The following is a 17,109-nucleotide window of genomic DNA, read 5'->3' as shown; positions in this document are numbered from 1 at the left end:
TCGCCAATTTCATCACATTTTGCAAGCTAATCAACTTGGCACCACCGCCGGTTCCTGGCAGTTCAATCCCAACCCCAGCCTTGTAACCGCTTTTGCTATTACTGTCCGGCGACCAAGATAATAAGAGGTAAGAATCAAGGTTGACTTTGCCTGCAAGTTCACCTGGTGTTCCCATATTCAACTTGAAGCGCAACCCATACCAATCACCACCGCTGACTCCACCCAACCGCAAATCTGGAATTACATCTAGATAGCCGCTATCTTTAGGACCTTTGTCTTTGGTTCCTAGCACTAGTGAATCTAGATCCAGAACCAGGTTGAGATATAAGCTATTTTTCCTGGGGGTACTGAGGGACAGGTCGAAAGTAATCTCGCTAGGATCGAAAGTCAGAGTGCTGTTGGTCGGATCTGTGGCTGGGAAACTCATCTGAACGCCGAGATTGGAAAAGCTCAATCCTTGTTTGAGGTTATCCTGACCCTGTTTATTGCCAAAGGAGAAAATATCAAATGGTTCGGGTGTTGTGCCTTGGGTATTTTTCAATTCACAGAAATCAATGAATCCCGTCATCGCGAACCAAGACACCATATCAGCGCTATCATCGCCAGATCGTGTAGATAACAGCACATCCGTAATTTCGACCTTGTTAATAATATTGTTGTCGAAATAGAAAGCATCATCATTCTGGCTACTAAGACTGTATACTGCCTTGCCGTTATTAATCTGAAGACTCCCAGCAAGTAATACATTCTTGTAAATATTGTCGGGATTTCCCATTTTCGTCACCGTTGCACCGAATAACTGGTTCAGCGTCAACTGGGCGTAGCTTTCAAAACTCTTGATGGCAGTATTCTCGAACAACACCTTCAGGGATAATAAACGGAAGTTATAACGATCCGAATTCGTCGGTGCAATAGACTTGACAGGTGGAGTATCAGAGAAATCTGGATCGAGATAATAAATCAGACCAAAGATAGAAGAAGGATTGTTAAGAGTGGGGTGTCCATTTTCTCCTTTCCGCACCGGACTAATATCAATAGCAAGATGATGGGCATTAAAGGCCGTTGGAGCGGTAACCCCTGCTAAAATTCCTGTAAGGTTGTCTGGTAATTGGTTAATATCTACACGCAGAAACAAGATCCCCGTCCAACTTTCTAATTGGGCGATAGAATTGAACTTATCGAAGTAAGCATTTCCTGCTTGTTGCTGTGCGTTTTCAAAGTAGGTCTGCAACCATTGGGAAAGAATCACCAACTGAGCATCGTCCCCAGTCACCTCTTCTCCCTGACTGTTGGTGGTTGTCGGCACCGCAAAATCTTGGGACTGAGTCCATTTCTTTGGGTTTGCCACGAGACTATTGGCTCGATCTTGTGGATCGTAGAGTTTCCCCTTCCGACCCTTAACAATCATCACATTGCGATAGTCGCCGTACTTTTGGTTCCTACCGATGTTTGCCTGCATCTCCCAATTGCCGATGCTCACCCGGTTCTGGAAGTCACCAATATTACTGTTATTCGCAACCACCAGAAATACATCGCTCGATTGCAAAGCGCTAATCAGCGGATCGGGTGGATTCTCGAAAGCCATGGTGTAGCGGATTCCATTGTCTTCGTTCCATCCCAATTGAACCTCGTCCCATTTCACCGCACCGTTATCTTGGGTGGTTTTAGCAATCAGTCCAGAAGGAGTGGTGTCATAGGTTTGCTTGCCAGTAACGGTTCCATCGAGCAAACGGGCAGCATTGGCGGTGGAGAGGCGGCTGATAATTACCCGTCGCTGGGGACTGATGACCGTTTTCTCCAGGCTCTGCGTCACTTCAACGGGCATGGAATTCTGATTCCCCCGCAATCCTCCATAGGGGAACATCGGGAAGAAATTAGTGTCATTGGCATTGACATGGAAGCCTGGAGTGGTGTGACCAAAAAGGTCAGTATAAGTGGGTTCAATCAGCGAGTCCTGTCCGAAAAATGCGGCACCTTTTGGCTGTGATACATAGGTGATTGGCTTCCCTGAGTTGTCTACTAAGGTTGCCCAAGATGTCCGGTACTGGGTATTAAAGGGCGAGGCAGTGGGATCGGTGGGGGGACCGACCGGGGAAGCGGTAGGAAAAGGGAAACCCGGGATATAGGCGGGTTGACGGGAAATAAACCGCAAGATGTCACCTTTTTGGGTGGCGGTTTGTGGTGTGATTTTGAAAAATTCTGTTCCGGATAAGCCGCAGCGCAGGTAGTGGTTATGGGCGTCGGTAGTGCTGGGCAAAGCCAAAAGAAAATCCCCTTCCGGACTCAGGTGGAAATTCTCTACTGTGGTGGAAATGCGATCGCTCAAACTAAGTACCAGACGAGCATTGTAAGTCGCATTGGCAGCAGTCCCAGGAATCAGCACCACCTTGGCACCAAACACGGTTCGATAATAGCTTGTCAGGGTTACGTCGTTCCCCTGGAAATCCTTACCGGTGAAATCAAAGAAAGTTCTACGAGAATTGTAGGCTTCTTTGAGCGAGCAGGTGTCCCCATCACAAGGGTCGAAAACCTGGTTATACGGATCGCTGGGGTCGATGGTAATATCGAAGCCGATGTAATCTGTGGGATTATCCGTCGGATTGACAAAAGGTAACCACTCGGCAAGGGAAGTGACAGCAGGATTATCCGTATCAGAGTTATTAGCCTTTGGAATTAAGCACTGAAATCCCCATTGGAGCTGCTTTTGTAAGGAAGTTCGCTCGATGAAGCCAGTGAATTGCACGCAGCCGCGTAAACTACCACTAAAGGGCAAGCGACCCCGCGTGACCTGTCGCATCTCAGGCTGACTAGGTCCGGAGAATTGGAGTTGGTAACGGTTGGAACCACCATTCAGTTTCAATGTTGAGCGATCGCTGTCCAGCTCAATTTGCATCCCTGCCTGAATCTGGAAGGTGAGAGAACTAGTCAGAGCTGCATTGAGAGCCGTTTGAAATGATGTGCCATTTCCGTTAATCTGTGCGCTGTATATCGTTTCGCGGGTAATGTTAGCAGAAGTCGTCAGCCAGATGAATTGCCGAGTGAATCGGGGGACAACGCGATCGATGGACTCCACAAAGGTATTAGCCGATTCTACAGCCGAAATCGGTGGACTTTTGGCGGCAAACACAAAAGTCCCCATATAGCTATCATTGCCTAGTGCATCCTGAAGGCTAACCGTGTTTCCATGAGGTGGGTTAACCCCTCGTGGAATAACAAAGGCAATGAAACCCCGATCTCCGCTCTGATTCTCAGCCACAAATAGCCGATCAGTGAACTGTTTTTCAAATTTCATCGGAAAAAAGTGGGAATAGTGAAGTGGAGCTGTTCCTCGTTGGAACAGCTAGTTGATTTCAGCCGATGATGCCTAATAGACATCTCCAGAAATTAACCTCAACCCCTTGCACGGCCTGGGTCAAAACCAAGTATCTGGAAAGTCTAATGCCTGACAGTTAGACCGTAAAGGTAACATAACAAGCCATTGACTTTTGGTCATGTTTGCTGTTGCAATCACAATCCCAGCCACTCATAAACAGAGCAACAGTATAGGTTCGGCCACGCAATAGTTTGAGATTGTTGATAAAGCCCGCTCCTGATGCTGCATCCTCTCGAAGGTTATTAGCTGCTATGGGAGGGTTGTTGTAGGAGGGTAGTGCGGATTCCCAAAGACCGATCCAGGCACCATTGGTCTTTGGTAGGATGCCCGTCGGCAAATTGTAGTTAATGGCAATTGAGTTCGGGCCAATGTAGCTTGTACAAATGCTAGGGGTAAAAATCTCCCTCTGTGATGACCCGCCGTCACTTTTTAGGATATTAGCACTCGAGCATATATTACCCTGTTTCTGTCGTGAGCCACCAGACAATTCAGGGCTGACGGCATAGCCTACAATGTAGTCTTGTATGGTTAGCTCTAAACCACTGAAAGTCATGGTGCCGTTGGGGGTATTTGTGTCAATTTTCTGGGTTTTTAACGTCGGAGAATCCCAGGGAATTGAACCGTCGTTCTGCCAAAGTGCAATATAGTTGCCATAAGTGTTGGGTTGATTTCCGAGCAATGTGTTATATGAGACCGTTATTTGTGTCGCCTGAATGTCTAAAACCTTAAACTCGGTGGTTCCAGCGTTGGCAGCAAGCACTTCCATCGAAGATTTGCTCAGTTCTGCCCACTTGGATTGGATGAGTTCTTGGGTCAGTTCTATCGTTTCCATTGTTAATCTCCTTATCGTCTTAGTTTGTTTGAAGATGTTAGAGCGTACGCATCTCCGTTCGAACAATCTTCCCTGTCTTTGACAGGGAAATTCCCCGTTTGCTGACACTCACCGGGTGCATCTCATATTTGTAAAAAAGTTGCGTAGTGGACTGGCACAGCTAAAATAGTGCAATAGCGAGTGGGGGAAACCCCCTTTGGCGGCGCTGCATCGCTTTCCGCCTCGTAGTCAGGGTTTAGACAGCCCGCCCCGTAACGCACCTTGTCAAACAACTTTTAGGAGATGCACCTCACTCACCGCTCTAAAGAGACGGGGATTATTACTTGGCCGTAGGCCACGCTAAGCGAACAACGAGCTCCCTTGCTTTATCAGGTCGGAACCATAAAAAGTAGAGGGCAATTCGACCTAAGGAGTTGCGCAAAAATAACTTACCTATTACATCACTTGTCATCTAATAGGTAACGCCATTCATTGATATGCAAGAGTTACTCCTCTCAATTAGTATGCAGAAATGAGAGAGTTATTACTGCGCAACTCCTAAGGGTTTAAATCAAAGATTTAGGTTTCGGTCTGCTCCACCGTACCTTTTTTGATCTAGATAGATACTTTTTTTATCTATTTTTTTCCCAACCAACAATGTAATATAGGACGTTTAAGTCCTCAGAATACACAATTACCCAATATTCTGAGACATATTTTTTACGTTGCCTACTTATTGTTATATAGTATCTATTTAGTACCTTTTTAATCGATAGCTTATAATATTAAAGTAGCACACAATGTACAAACTGTCAAAACAATTTTTTAAAAAAAACGCTGACGGGGTGACGAAACAGGCTCAAATGTTTGCTATGTAAAGGTTGTACAATTTTAGTGAGCCCATCCACTGAATCGGGTATGAACGACCCGAAAATCCCCAAATCTCTCCGGCAAGTCCCGCCAGGGAATCCCAGCTCGGTAGCGATACAATACGGCTGAGACAAACAATCGATTATCTAAAGCCGTCACTCCTACCGTTCCGTGACGACCCGGTAATAAGTCTTTGATGCGCTCCCACTGGTTCGATACGCAAAGCATAGCGGCGCGTCATTCGCTCCATTCCTCCCCATTGACTTGGACTTTGGTAGGATCTTTATGCTAAACCCGATTGACACCTATTTGATGACACGCCCTAAGGCGACCCTATCTAAGGTTTCATCTCCGGTCATCGATTGCTCGCTTCTACGACAACTGCAAGAAAAAAATACCTGGCAAAAATGGTTTTCCTAAGTTCCAAAAACCTGGAAGATCTGTTGAGTATAAGCAGTCAGGCTGGAAGCTATCCCCTGACAAGAAGTCGATTACCTTCACTGACAAGAAAGGTATCGGAAAGCTTAAACTCAAAGGTACATGGGACTTGTGGCGCGAGACCGCGAAGCAAATCAAGCGGGTTCGGATAGTCCGTCGAGCTGACGGTGTTTTATCTACCACACTCAGCGACAAATGTCAGGATAGATCCAAAAAAAAGGCGTCCGTTGTTCGCGTTCGCCTTTGGCGTGGCCTACGGCCAAGCGTCGCCAAAGGCGATAGTTACCGTAAGATAGGGTCGCCTTTATGGTCGGCAGGCTATGCATAAAGGGTTAAAACTTGAGGCGCGACCCCGTAATTTAATTCTTCAAACGGAAAGCGCGCCTCCATTTAATAAGGCGACCCTATCTAAGGTTTCTATCCAGGGAAGGACGGGGCTTTAAACCCAAGATTTTTGGGAAAAAAATGCTCGATGACTGGAAAAAAGGAGTTATCAGAGCCCAACCATGGGTCGTGCGTTCGCGTAGCGTGGCCTACGGCCAATCGCCTAGCGAAGCGGTTCTTTTGGAACATTGCTCTTTTCCTGAAATCAATGTCTTCGGTGGAGTATCAACAAGAGAATAGGTGATGTGAACTAAGTGTCAGTCACCTGACTCTCTTGCTTAGCTATCGGCTTTCGCCTCCGCTGCGCGATCAGAAACTCTTGTCTCCAATTAGAGTTAAGAAGACCATACTCCACTAGCAATCTTTTGCAGTGGGGCTAGATGAGGTGTCTGGCATAGGAAATAGGCGAAAAATGCCCCGCCACAAGCACCAAGCAAGAAACCACTGGCAAATTCACTCCAGCCTTCTTTAGTTCCTAAGTCTTCTGGTGGATTGGGTGTGGTCAATGTTGCCTTAGGTTTGCCGGAGCCAGCCGCTCCATAAATAGATAAAGCAACTGTCAAAAGAGCCACTAAGCCAACTGTTGCCAGTAAACCAGCTGTGCTGGCATAGTCTGTGCCACGTAACGGACCTAGTAAAGCAAACGGTCCATACAGAAAGTAGCCATGAGCCATACCAACTTCTAGACCCCGGCGATTGGCTGATAGCCCTTTACGGTAGGCTGGTAAGTTGTTGATGAAAGCTTTTGTGAAAGCAGAGGAATTAATTGGGGTGGCTAGATTACCCACTTGGGGATCTCCACCATGGTCAATTACATCCATCGTCATTGTAAATTTATCTCCTATAAAATCCGATAAACCCCTTGAGTAATAATACTTTAGGGGGGAGAAAAGGAACTGAAAGAATCAGCACGAGCAATCGTTGCTGAGAAGTGCATCCTCTCGTAACGAATTATACGAGATATTGTTCTTTTTCCTAACCTTCTTTAATAAATGGCAAAAATTTTAGCCTTAGTTCTTTACGGTAAAATAACCTTTGCAAAACCATTGTAATAACCTAAAACCAAGGGTTTTGATGATTAACCCCCTTTTAGCCTATTGTTTTTTTGTTACAAAAAGTTATTAATTTTTGTAAAGTTTTTTGGGCAACATTTGTTAAAAATCTTAATAATTATCCGACTGGCATAAACTTTCCAGTAATCTGAGCCATTGAAGAGGCTGGGTCGTTGGTAGAAGGGCGGGTTGGGATAACCCCTGGCATGCTCCGAGGTGAAACGGTAAGTTAACCCAAATTGACTGGAGTTGTGTGCTTTTGTCGAGGTCAAGCAGAGGTGTTGATGTCAATAGAGGGATGTCAGACTGATTAGAATTGACTCTATCAAAGACTCAGCAAGGACAGAAGCAATCATCAGGTTTTTGCCACAGGTTGTCTTGGAAATTCAATGGTAGATCTTGGTATTTCATAGTCGTGAAGCGTGATAGGATTAACTTGTCGAAAAAATCGATAGTAATCTACCCCTCTAATAAGCGGGGCTATGCCGTTTTCCAGTCATCTGGATAGCAGTGCTGGCTCTTTAATGTAGAGCAAAGCCCTGGCTCGGCAGTGTAAGACCGACACTTACTTCGGTAGGTGGAGGCTTGCTTGAGATAAAACCGGCAACCAACACCATACCTGATTGGCTTGGTGTGGTGAAAGGTTAAATTTGTTACTGTATTAATTGGCAAATAGGAAAATAAGATATGACAGGCGCATACGCAGCTTCTTTCTTACCAGCGATGCTAGTCCCCTTCGTAGGCTTAGTTATGCCTACTGTAGTTTTAGGACTTTTGTTTATCCACATTGAAAGCGACGCTGACTAAACAAGCTAGAAGTCCTGCACGATACCAGCCCCCTTTTTTCAAGGGAGTATTGGTGAGAGTGGGACTAAATCATGCATGGGGGTTGACTCCCCAGAAAGGGTCATCAATCCCCACATCCCTATAGTTTTGCTATGCTTTTGGATTAGAGCACTCGTTAAGGCTTAGAGGGCTTTACAGTCTTCTTAGCAGGTTTGGGCTTGGGAGTTCGCCGATAACTCTTAAACTGACTAATCCCAGCACTGGCAGATTTAACCACATCACTATCTGGATCCCTTAATGCCCTTTCAAGCAAGGGTATAACTTTTTCAGATTTAATATTACTCAGGGCTTCAACAGCAGACTTTCGCACCGATGGTTGGGGGTCTTGAATCAATTTGCCCATCAGGGGTATGGCCTGTTTAATTTCGGCTCTGAGTCCTTGAGCAGCAGCAATTTTACCCAAAGCTGATGCAATTGATCCACGAATAAGGCTTTCAGGATGATTGATATAGTTACTTAACTGGGGAATATCGCTGGCTTGAGCATAATTTTCCAAAGCAGTTATGGTTTCATCCAAGTCTTGATCACTTTGGCTGGGCTGATCAGTAATAATTGGGGTTTCTGTCACCATTGGTTGCTCTGGCTGACTCGGCTCAGGCAATATTTCGTCCTTGACAACTTGTTGAGGCTCGTCTTGGTTTGTTTCTGCCTCTTCTAATAATTCCACTAATTCATTACCAGTTTCCCCTGAACTATCCTCGGTTTTCTCTAGGTTCTTAACCTGGTCTGGTATTGGGGATTGATGAGCTTGTTCTAATTGATCAATTTTTTGATGGGCTAATTCTAAATCAGCCTGATATTTCGCTTCCAAAGATTGCAGCTCGTTGCGAAAATTAGATTCAAGTTCTTCCTTTAACTCATGGGTAGCTTGTGTCAATTGTTCTTGATATCTTGCTTCAGAGGATTGGACACTTTCAAGAAGACTAGCATCAAGTTGTTGCTTCAGCTCATTAGTGGTTTGGGTTAACTGAGCCTGATAGTTTTCCTGTAAAGCTTGAACAGATTCGGCAGGATCAGCAGCGCTAGACTCTACCTGCTGTTTGACTTCCTCAATTTTATGATTTAATTGCTCTCGATAACTTTCTTGGAGAGCTTGAGAACTTTGTTGTATTCTACCCTCATACTTATTTTGAAAAACTTCTAATTTTCTGTCGGTTTGTTCGGAGAGAAAATCCAGTTTATTTTGCAGTGCAAAAAATACGATTGCCCCAACAACCGCTGCTGCAAGTATAGCTACAATAATAATTGGAATCATGAGGGCTCCTCTTCGGGTTTATATTTAGTTGATTTTATCTGAAAGTTTGCCTGAAGACAGGGTTGTTGGGCAATACCTTAAGGCGTCTGAAATCTTAAAAATTTGTAGAAATGGCCTGAACCGGGCAAGTGGGGATACACTGCTCACAGACAATGCAACGCGATCGCTTAAACTTCAGTCTGAATGTCTCTGGCTCAAGACTAAGGGCTTGAGTGGGACAAACCCCAGTACATAAGCCACAATCGACACAACTATCTTCATCAATTAAAATCTCGCGACTGAGGAGGGAAACATCAATGTTTTGCGATCGCATCCACTCAATCGCAGCATCTAACTCATCAATGTCGCCAGATAACTCTAGCACAAGTTTGCCGATTTGATTGGGAGCGACTTGAGCCCGGATGATATTAGCAGCCACATTGAAATCCTTTGCCAGTCGGTAAGCCACCGGCATCTGAATCGCCCGTCGGGGAAAGGTCAGGGTTACCCGTTTTTTCATTGTGATTTGTCAAACTTTATCAGTAGACCAGTAAAAATAAAAGTAACATTTGCACTTGTTGACAGTTAACAGTTAACTGTCAGGCGTCAACCGTCAACAAAAAACGTTTTAATCTAATCTACTTCGTGCGTTACTCAGGACTTAGGCCCATTACCCTGCTATTGCTGGATTTATAACCAGAAACCGAGTTTTTACGCTGTTGGTACCTAAGTGGTCTTGTTGTAAAATGTAAACAATTATAAAGTTATAGCAAGAAAGTTGTAGCAAGATGGCTATTAATTCACCAGACTCAACTACACCATCCTCCTCCCCTTCAGTACCCACTAGTGGCAGCCGGATCAGAAACTTTTTAATTGCCCTAGTAGCGATCGCACTGGGTATTGCCCTATTCTTGGGATTAAAAACTGAGACTAGTCTCGGTTCCTTGGAAGCCCAAGCGGAAGCATCTACCCCTCTAGAGGTGGCACTCAGCAATGGCAAGCCAACCTTGATGGAGTTTTATGCCAACTGGTGTACCAGCTGTCAAGCCATGGCAAAGGATTTGGGTGAACTGAAACAGCAGTATAAAACGAAAGTCAATTTTGTCATGCTGAATGTCGATAACACCAAGTGGTTACCAGAACTGGTCAAGTATCGAGTAGATGGTATTCCTCATTTTGTATATTTTGATCAAGCCAGCACAGTGATCGCCCAAACTATTGGAGAACAACCCCGTCAAGTCCTCGAAGCTAACTTAGATGCCATAGTAACCCATGTGCCATTACCTTATAGCCAAGCTAGTGGTACAGTTTCGGATATTGACGATTCCCTGTCAATTACAATAACTAGTCAAGATGATCCTCGTAGCCATGGCAGTCAGGTAAAAGGCACAAGGTAAAAGGCACAAGGTATAAGAAAGCTTGCATAGAATTTATTAGGATTTTTGCAGCTTTATTTCCCCCTTTGTCCTTTGGCTTTTGCCCTTTAAGCTGATTTTCCGCTACAGTAAAGATTAACTACTGACTAATAATCTGCCCCAGTTGGTAGAGGGTTGCTGATTGATTTGCGAAAATGTCTAGAAAATCCCTTTCAAGTTACCCACAGCCTTTACCCTCAGCCACCAAACCCCTTGACCTAGGTCAACGAAAGTCGATCAGACTTAGGGGAACTTTGAAACGACGCCTAAAATACATATATTGGCGCTTGGTTCGTATGCAAGGAAAACCAGAAGCGATCGCACGAGGTTTAGCATGTGGTGTGTTTGCTGGGTTCTTTCCCCTGTTTGGTCTCCAGTTAATTATAGGGATTTTGCTGGCGGTACTCTTGCGAGGTAACAAAATAGCTGCTACTGCTGGAACTTGGATTAGTAATCCCTTGACTTATGTACCGATTTTTGCATTCAACTTTCACGTCGGTGAATGGCTACTGAACCAGGATCAATTGGCTAATGTGAGTTTCCAATCTTGGCAGGAATTTAGAGAATTGGGCTCAGAAATTGTCCTAACCTTATTTGTTGGTTGTTTTGCCGTTGGGTTGGTTTGTGCTGTGGTTAGTTATTGGTTGAGTGTAAAGCTGATCTATCGATTGCGCACTTCTCGTTCCTTGCAGCATCATAAATATCGCTGTTCTGAAAAAGCTGCTACGGGAACGCAGTGCATTGACCACTATAGTGCTAACTCCTGAGTCCTGAGTAAAACTTGATACTTCATTCTTCATCCTTGATAACAGCCAGGGCGATCAAATCCTCAATTTTTTTAATAGTGGTATCCCCTGCTAAGTAACCAATACCTCGATGAAGGTGCAGGCGAAACTGATTCCCTAGAGTTTCTGGCTCCAAACTTAAGCCATCGTTATGGCACCGTTGTTTGAGAGCAATCAGGATCAGATCAGCCATATCTCCTGCTATAACGCTCCAAGTGAGTTCAAGGTTACTATCAGCAGGTATGGTAACCGGGGAGGGCATTGTCGGTTCGGCGAGGGAACGACAAATTGCCCAGCGGCAAAGGACATTCCACTGAGGGATTTTGGTTTGACGTTTGAGTTTTATTAGTTGGTCTTTGGCAGTTTGGGAAAGTGTGATCTGGTTTATTGGGGGTTGCATGTATATATTAATGAAATCAGGTTTACGGTTTATGAAAAACTACTTTAGTATTTGCCCAAAGTCGTGATAGTTTGGCAATTTGAATACTTGTAAAAAGATAGAAATCTTCAAATCATGATTTAGCTATAAGTACTCAGCCGTCAGTAAAACTTTTTAGGGTAAATTGGCGTCTTTGATAGCAAATAGCGATAAAATTAACAAGCATGTACATTCGTAAAACTGTCTTCGCCATTGCCTTATTGATTAGCCCGTTATTGATTACTGCTTGCGGCTATAATGAGACAAAAGAGTTAGTAGAAGAACCACAGTTACTGTCAAAACCTCTAACCATCCGGACAATACTAGATAAAGAGCAACCAATTACTGCTGGGGAAACTGTCCAATTCGCTTTTAAAGCTGTTAGCGAGCCTGTCAAGATCTTAGACCCGATTCCCTTGAAAATGACTCTCTATCTACCAGATGGTAGCCAACAACAGTTCATGGCCAATTTGCAAAGTCCAGTTGTCTATTACCCTTGTGATCCTATACCAGGGGAAGAGGATTCTTGTAACTATCCGAGGGTGGGTTTGGATCCTACGGCGGATCCTAGTCAGCCCTATCAACCAGGCCCTAGCATCACCTTGGAGCAAGAAGGAGAATACAGGATTACGTTAGACCCTGTCTCAGAAGCACTCCAAGACAAATTGCATGGGCAATCAACAACATTTATGGTCATGCCGTGACCTGTTGTGAGTAAAAGTAACCCGATTCCACTGTTGTTCGATGTTTACCTGGGTCATAATTTAGCAAATACTGTTGTGCGATCGCATCAGCGTCTCGTAATTGTTTAGCTTCGACCTTACCAATTTCCGTATCTGTAGACAGCAGAATCACCTGATGGGAAGCGGCGGGGAAGTAACGTTCCACTAGGTTGCTACGATGGGATGAGTCCAATCGTCCGAGGGGGGTATCAATGGCTACGGGTAGATTACGTCCAGAAACACGGGCGAGTCCCCACAATAATGCGATCGCTAATAATTGCTTTTCCCCAGCGGATAGACGATGTTTCGGTACAAGTTTTCCTTGTAGGTCGTACAGAGATAGGCTGAAGTTGTTGGTGTCGATGGCAACTCGATGGACTAGGTCAGATTTATGAAGGAGATAGAGGAAGCATTCAGTTACCTCATGCTCTAATTTATTCAGTTTTCTGAGAGTTAACTGTTCCCGGAAAACCTTAAGGCTCTGTTGGACTTTAGCAGATGCGGCAAGCATATGCTGATCATTTTTGCGGTCAATGGTTTCTTCACCATACCTGGCTAAGTCTTTTTTAGTTTGTGCGATCGCATATCCTAATTTATCACAGCGGCGTTTGGCGATTTCGTAAGCTGCTTGAGCTTGAGCCAATTCCGTTTGTGCCTGTTTTAGTGCATCTTCGAGTTCTTGATAGGATTCCGGAGGAGCAGCTGTTGCTAGTTGTCGTTTAGTAGCATTAATATCTGCTTCCATATTTTTGCGCTTAGCTAATTGCTCTTCAGCTAATTGTTTTTGACTTGGCTGGTAGTAAGTCAAGAGATTAGTGAGGTAATAAAACATTTCTTCTTCAGCTCCTAACCAACCGTCTTTACCCTCCCCAGCATCTTGCTCTAGTTGTTGATTTTCTTTTCCCAAGAACGCTTTAATTTTATCAAACTTTTTAGCAGGCAACTTCAGGGCAGTCAATAAATCTACCAGACGTTGATCACGCTGTTGTAAAATATCTCTAGCTAGTTTGGCCTGTGATGTCCGCGATTCTTTTTCTGCTTGAGCTTGAGCTTGGGTGAGTAGGGGTTCAATTAAAGATAGAGGCAAAATACCAGCTGCTAATTCCCTCATCTGTTCACGAATTTGTTCAGCTTTAGTATTGTAGTGATGGAGTTGACTCTCTAGTTGGTTCCGTTGGGCTGCAATTTTGCCACCATCACAGACAAATTTATCAAAAGCTTGTTGCTGTTTTTCCCTAGTTTTTTCTAGCTGCTCTTGAATACTACATAACTCTTGTTTAGCTAGCTCATAGTCTGATTGTTGAGAGGAGAGCTTTTTTTCGATATCTTCTAAATTAGCCAGTTGCTGTTGATTGGCCATAGATTTGCGTTTGCGCGTTACTAAAATATCAAGGTCAATGGCTAAGCGGTCAGCAAGTTCTAGACCAAGTAAGGATCGAATCGCTTCTACAACAACTGGGGGTGGTGCTTCCACTTCTGCTAGTTCTTTAACCTGTTCCCCATCAAAAAGAAATAGGTTTGATATTCCTAAGGGTAACAGATTTTCAATGTACTCGTCCCAAGTGTTGGTTAGGGCAGAATCCAGCCAGTCTCCCTCTAAAATTCCTAAGTTATCCTTACCATCTTTCGGTTTTTTTGTCCAAGTGCGTACAATCCGATACTCCATCGGCTGGTCGTTCTCGATATGTTCAAAAACTAATTCCACTCGGGTGTTGTCCATGGGTAAGGCATTACGATTGACTGACTGAGTTAGAAAGTCGCTATAACTCAAATTGCCACGGGTGGAACATTGAGCGCGGTGTCCATATAAAGCCAGACGAATCGCATCCATCATAGTGGTTTTGCCGCCACCATTCATACCACCGACTAGAATAATAGGTCGAGAGTTATCATCCCTTTTTGGACAGAGATTGATTACCTGACGCCCGAGATAGGGGCCAAAGTTTTCTAGGACAAGTTCAAGGAAAATCACAGGATTTATCAAATAGGAATTTTATAGGGAACAGGGAACAGGGAATCGGGAACAGGGAATCGGGAATCGGGAATCGGGAATCGGGAATCGGGAATCGGGAATCGGGAAAAGAGAAAAAAGTATATGTACCTCATAACTATGAGAAACGCTATATTTGCTGTTAATCGTTTACCGTTAAATCTCAATGATTAAGTACCTATATAAAAATAAACCTCACTATATTAACTTATATAAAGTTTGCAAAAGTATCTCTGCTCCCTGCTCCCTGCTCCCTGCTCCCTATTTCAACAGTTAATTTTACTTTTGTCCGACTACTTAACTGTAAATAATTAACGCTAAAATGATGAACCGGGCAGCTTTATAAATTCCTCCTCTTCTGGAGTATTAACCCGACCAAGAATTTTATTGCGATGGGGAAAGCGACCAAAACGTTCAATCACTTCTAGATGACGATAGGCATAATTAATGGTACTGGCACTATCGGGATCATCTTTAAGAGTCGAGAATAATTCAACACAATAGCACTGATGTTCGAGATTTTCGCTATGCTCAAACGGTAAGTAGATAAACCAGCGCTGGACTGGTAAAAATTCTTTGTCAAAACCTCGATCAACAGCATACTGGGCAGTAGACAAGGCTTTGGAATCAGTAGCAAAAGCTTGGGGTTGACCCCGAAACATATTACGAGGAAACTGATCGAGTAAGATAATTAGCGCTAGACAGCTATAGGGTGATGTTTGCCAGTTATCTAACTCCCCAGCCGCCGCCTGTTGATAGATGTCGAGGAAACGCGAACGCATTTCTTGGTCAAAATCTGGGTTCTTAGTAAACCAGACTTTGCGGGATTTGCCATAATCGGGTTCATCCGGTTGACCAAACCAGAAATTTAATATCTCATTGGAGCTATCCAACGCCTTGATCATAAGTTACTAGAGTTTGAATGATTACGAATTTTGGACTGGAAATTTCAAGTTTGCCCAAGCCAGCTGCTTTACAGTGTCAACATCACCTTCATCAGCAGCCGTTTTTAAATCTCGTTTCAAGTGAGCATTAGCGATCGCATCTTCTTTAGACCGAGAACTAGTGTTAAAGCACCGCTCCAAAGCCTCATAGATACCAATACGACGAGACCTAGTCACATACTGGCGTTCTGTGTCTAGCAGTTTTGCCATAAGTTCCAGATGCATAGCATCATTGTCACAGATTTCTTCTAAGACCTGCCACTCATCACCACCAAGCAGACGATTTTCAGCGCCAGGACGGATGTCTTTGAAGGGTTCGCCAGTAACTTCCTCATAGATGCGGGGCAAACTGTCGTCAAATTCGTGTTTTTCTTCTAGCCAAATGCGACGAATCTCACTAAGTTCCTCTTGACTAATCAACGTGATGTCCCGCATATTGTCTGGACAATTCTGACGAACGTCAGTTTCAACAGTAAGCAATTTTCTCAGCCAATACTCCCGTGCTTCTTTGGTATAAGGACCAGGAATTGGCTCAACAGAGATTTGTCCATCTAAATTCCGTTCATACAGTTGAACATTACCATTGCTACGTCTAAAATCTCGTCGCTCACGGTTTTCTCCAGGCTCCAACTCCTTGCGCAAATCCAGTAAAGGTTCCAGCCATTCCTTCTCTTCGTCATTATCAATCATAGCTGTCAGGGATTTATCCTGACTCACCAATGTACAAACCCAGCAACCAAAACGAGAGCTACCACAACTAGGAGTAGACGTATCCACAACTAATGGACATTCGTTATCAGCACTAGCCCCTCGATACATAGCAAATAAATCTTGATTGCTGTATTCCCAGGGATTTTGCCATTGCATGAGATAGAGCCAAACCTCATCATTTTGCCAATCTTCAATGGGGCTATAAACCAACGAGTTGGGTAAATTCATATTAGGAGTTAGACGATCACGTACTCGCTTCGCTTCCATTTTTTTCATCCGTCTTGCCCGTTGTTGGCTTTCCGCTTTGCGAGTCCCTAAAACAACAATAGCTTCTCCACTCGATCGGATCACATTCCGAATAAAACGGTTAGACGGTTTAATTTTCAAACGTTCCGTACACCAACGAAATTTCCCCCGTGGGGCTGGGTAACCTTTGCCAATTAAACTGACCCAGTAGGTTTCTTTAACCTCCGGTTGTAAGAGATGGGGTTCAAAGGGCAATCTTTGAGCTTCAGCCGCTAACTTAATCTGTTTTAGGGAATTGCGAACCCAAGCTGAAACAATCGGATTCTCTACTAAGGTGTCTGTAGTGATGACATAGATAGTCTTAGTTCGCTGTTCTGGTGGCAGAGCTGCGATCGCATTCCATACCAGCTGTAGAGTTGCGGTGCTATCCTTGCCACCACTATACCCTATCACCCAGGGAATTGCGTCTAAGCAGTACAACTGTTGAATTTCAGTGGTCAGAGCAGTGATATCTTTCACCAGCTCAGCCACAGTCCGATTTTTTGGCTTATTTTCTGAGAGTTTTACCTGATTCATCTGACGTCACGGGAGTGGGGAAACCCCCTCTAGGCAAGAGTGGGGTGCTGACTCTCTGCTAAGACAAGGCTTGACAGATTAGTCCTTTTTTCGAGCTTATCCCAAGTTTTGAAAAAAATTTCTTGACAGTGGATCTAACGTTTTTCTTCCTAAATTGGTATGATTAATAGTTTTACTCTATCGAACCACGAGTATAGGGAAATAAGCTAATTTGATTGTTAAAAACTTGTGCTAGTGTTAAAAATATTTATCGTAAGCATATGCGCTACGCGAACAGATCGGAAGACACTTCAT

General features: G+C 44.2%; 14 protein-coding genes and 2 pseudogenes. 5 read left to right on the top strand and 11 right to left on the bottom strand.

Annotated features, from left to right (window positions below; all coding sequences use genetic code 11):
* The 3 genes and pseudogenes from F6K52_RS16925 to F6K52_RS16915 form a co-directional block, all read right to left on the bottom strand.
* The coding region (locus tag F6K52_RS16925) for a hypothetical protein (RefSeq protein ID WP_293079634.1) at positions 1–3,292 on the bottom strand (3,292 nt) is incomplete at its 3' end.
* Between the two features lie 157 nt (positions 3,293–3,449).
* The gene (locus tag F6K52_RS16920; RefSeq protein WP_293079632.1) at positions 3,450–4,205 is read right to left on the bottom strand and encodes a hypothetical protein; all 756 of its coding nucleotides are present in this window, start codon (positions 4,203–4,205) and stop codon (positions 3,450–3,452) included.
* Between the two features lie 888 nt (positions 4,206–5,093).
* A pseudogene (locus tag F6K52_RS16915) lies at positions 5,094–5,295 on the bottom strand (transposase); the annotation flags it as partial.
* Positions 5,296–5,409: 114 nt separating this feature from the next.
* Between F6K52_RS16915 and F6K52_RS16910 the strand changes: the two are divergent.
* Positions 5,410–5,661 (top strand): annotated as a pseudogene (locus tag F6K52_RS16910) (RNA-guided endonuclease TnpB family protein); the annotation flags it as partial.
* Between the two features lie 550 nt (positions 5,662–6,211).
* Here the strand turns inward: F6K52_RS16910 and F6K52_RS16905 are convergent.
* Positions 6,212–6,697: a photosystem I reaction center protein subunit XI gene (locus F6K52_RS16905; protein ID WP_198954299.1), complete on the bottom strand. Its 486-nt coding sequence runs from the start codon at positions 6,695–6,697 to the stop codon at positions 6,212–6,214.
* A gap of 918 nt (positions 6,698–7,615) precedes the next feature.
* Between F6K52_RS16905 and F6K52_RS16900 the strand changes: the two genes are divergently transcribed.
* A complete protein-coding gene (locus F6K52_RS16900) occupies positions 7,616–7,735 on the top strand; it encodes a photosystem I reaction center subunit VIII (RefSeq protein ID WP_083305222.1) in 120 nt (39 codons plus the stop codon).
* A 154-nt stretch (positions 7,736–7,889) separates the two neighbouring features.
* Here F6K52_RS16900 and F6K52_RS16895 read toward each other — a convergent pair whose 3' ends face one another.
* Both F6K52_RS16895 and F6K52_RS16890 read right to left on the bottom strand, forming a co-directional pair.
* Positions 7,890–9,029: a HEAT repeat domain-containing protein gene (locus tag F6K52_RS16895; protein WP_293079628.1), complete on the bottom strand. Its 1,140-nt coding sequence runs from the start codon at positions 9,027–9,029 to the stop codon at positions 7,890–7,892.
* A 94-nt stretch (positions 9,030–9,123) separates the two neighbouring features.
* The gene (locus F6K52_RS16890) at positions 9,124–9,528 is read right to left on the bottom strand and encodes an NIL domain-containing protein (protein ID WP_293079626.1); all 405 of its coding nucleotides are present in this window, start codon (positions 9,526–9,528) and stop codon (positions 9,124–9,126) included.
* A gap of 268 nt (positions 9,529–9,796) precedes the next feature.
* On the opposite strand from F6K52_RS16890, the gene F6K52_RS16885 reads away from it, so the two are divergent.
* A complete protein-coding gene (locus F6K52_RS16885) occupies positions 9,797–10,405 on the top strand; it encodes a thioredoxin family protein (RefSeq protein ID WP_293079624.1) in 609 nt (202 codons plus the stop codon).
* Positions 10,406–10,578: 173 nt separating this feature from the next.
* Positions 10,579–11,190, top strand: a complete 612-nt coding sequence (locus F6K52_RS16880; protein ID WP_293079621.1) for a DUF2062 domain-containing protein — start codon at positions 10,579–10,581, stop codon at positions 11,188–11,190.
* Positions 11,191–11,212: 22 nt separating this feature from the next.
* Here the strand turns inward: F6K52_RS16880 and dndE are convergent, their stop codons facing one another.
* Complete coding sequence (dndE, locus tag F6K52_RS16875; RefSeq protein ID WP_293079618.1) at positions 11,213–11,608, bottom strand: DNA sulfur modification protein DndE; 396 nt, start codon at positions 11,606–11,608, stop codon at positions 11,213–11,215.
* Between the two features lie 203 nt (positions 11,609–11,811).
* On the opposite strand from dndE, the gene F6K52_RS16870 reads away from it, so the two are divergent.
* The gene (locus F6K52_RS16870) at positions 11,812–12,330 is read left to right on the top strand and encodes a hypothetical protein (RefSeq protein WP_293079615.1); all 519 of its coding nucleotides are present in this window, start codon (positions 11,812–11,814) and stop codon (positions 12,328–12,330) included.
* Here the strand turns inward: F6K52_RS16870 and dndD are convergent.
* The 4 genes from dndD to dndC all read right to left on the bottom strand — a co-directional run bounded on the left by dndD (position 12,320) and on the right by dndC (position 16,815).
* Entirely contained in the window at positions 12,320–14,320 is a 2,001-nt protein-coding gene (gene dndD / locus F6K52_RS16865) for a DNA sulfur modification protein DndD (RefSeq protein WP_293079612.1), read from the bottom strand. The genes F6K52_RS16870 and dndD overlap by 11 nt on opposite strands.
* Positions 14,321–14,328: 8 nt before the next feature.
* Positions 14,329–14,454, bottom strand: a complete 126-nt coding sequence (locus F6K52_RS16860; protein WP_293079609.1) for a hypothetical protein — start codon at positions 14,452–14,454, stop codon at positions 14,329–14,331.
* A gap of 201 nt (positions 14,455–14,655) precedes the next feature.
* Positions 14,656–15,243, bottom strand: a complete 588-nt coding sequence (locus F6K52_RS16855; protein ID WP_293079606.1) for a DUF924 family protein — start codon at positions 15,241–15,243, stop codon at positions 14,656–14,658.
* A 21-nt stretch (positions 15,244–15,264) separates the two neighbouring features.
* Entirely contained in the window at positions 15,265–16,815 is a 1,551-nt protein-coding gene (dndC, locus tag F6K52_RS16850) for a DNA phosphorothioation system sulfurtransferase DndC (RefSeq protein WP_293079603.1), read from the bottom strand.
* Between the last annotated feature and the right edge of the window lie 294 nt (positions 16,816–17,109).

It is taken from the genome of Moorena sp. SIO3H5 (genome assembly GCF_010692395.1).
In the GTDB taxonomy this organism is placed as follows: Bacteria; Cyanobacteriota; Cyanobacteriia; order Cyanobacteriales; family Coleofasciculaceae; genus Moorena.
Note: the sequence above shows the minus strand (reverse complement) of the source record. Positions and strands in the feature narration are given on the sequence as shown.

Excerpts from the sequence above, each read along its gene's own strand:
- F6K52_RS16920 (WP_293079632.1), bottom strand. The coding sequence starts at position 4,205 with ATGGAAACGATAGAACTGACCCAAGAACTCATCCAATCCAAGTGGGCA.
- F6K52_RS16905 (WP_198954299.1), bottom strand. The coding sequence starts at position 6,697 with ATGGATGTAATTGACCATGGTGGAGATCCCCAAGTGGGTAATCTAGCC.
- F6K52_RS16900 (WP_083305222.1), top strand. The coding sequence starts at position 7,616 with ATGACAGGCGCATACGCAGCTTCTTTCTTACCAGCGATGCTAGTCCCC.
- F6K52_RS16895 (WP_293079628.1), bottom strand. The coding sequence starts at position 9,029 with ATGATTCCAATTATTATTGTAGCTATACTTGCAGCAGCGGTTGTTGGG.
- F6K52_RS16890 (WP_293079626.1), bottom strand. The coding sequence starts at position 9,528 with ATGAAAAAACGGGTAACCCTGACCTTTCCCCGACGGGCGATTCAGATG.
- F6K52_RS16885 (WP_293079624.1), top strand. The coding sequence starts at position 9,797 with ATGGCTATTAATTCACCAGACTCAACTACACCATCCTCCTCCCCTTCA.
- F6K52_RS16880 (WP_293079621.1), top strand. The coding sequence starts at position 10,579 with ATGTCTAGAAAATCCCTTTCAAGTTACCCACAGCCTTTACCCTCAGCC.
- dndE (WP_293079618.1), bottom strand. The coding sequence starts at position 11,608 with ATGCAACCCCCAATAAACCAGATCACACTTTCCCAAACTGCCAAAGAC.
- F6K52_RS16870 (WP_293079615.1), top strand. The coding sequence starts at position 11,812 with ATGTACATTCGTAAAACTGTCTTCGCCATTGCCTTATTGATTAGCCCG.
- F6K52_RS16860 (WP_293079609.1), bottom strand. The coding sequence starts at position 14,454 with ATGAGGTACATATACTTTTTTCTCTTTTCCCGATTCCCGATTCCCGAT.
- F6K52_RS16855 (WP_293079606.1), bottom strand. The coding sequence starts at position 15,243 with ATGATCAAGGCGTTGGATAGCTCCAATGAGATATTAAATTTCTGGTTT.
- dndC (WP_293079603.1), bottom strand. The coding sequence starts at position 16,815 with ATGAATCAGGTAAAACTCTCAGAAAATAAGCCAAAAAATCGGACTGTG.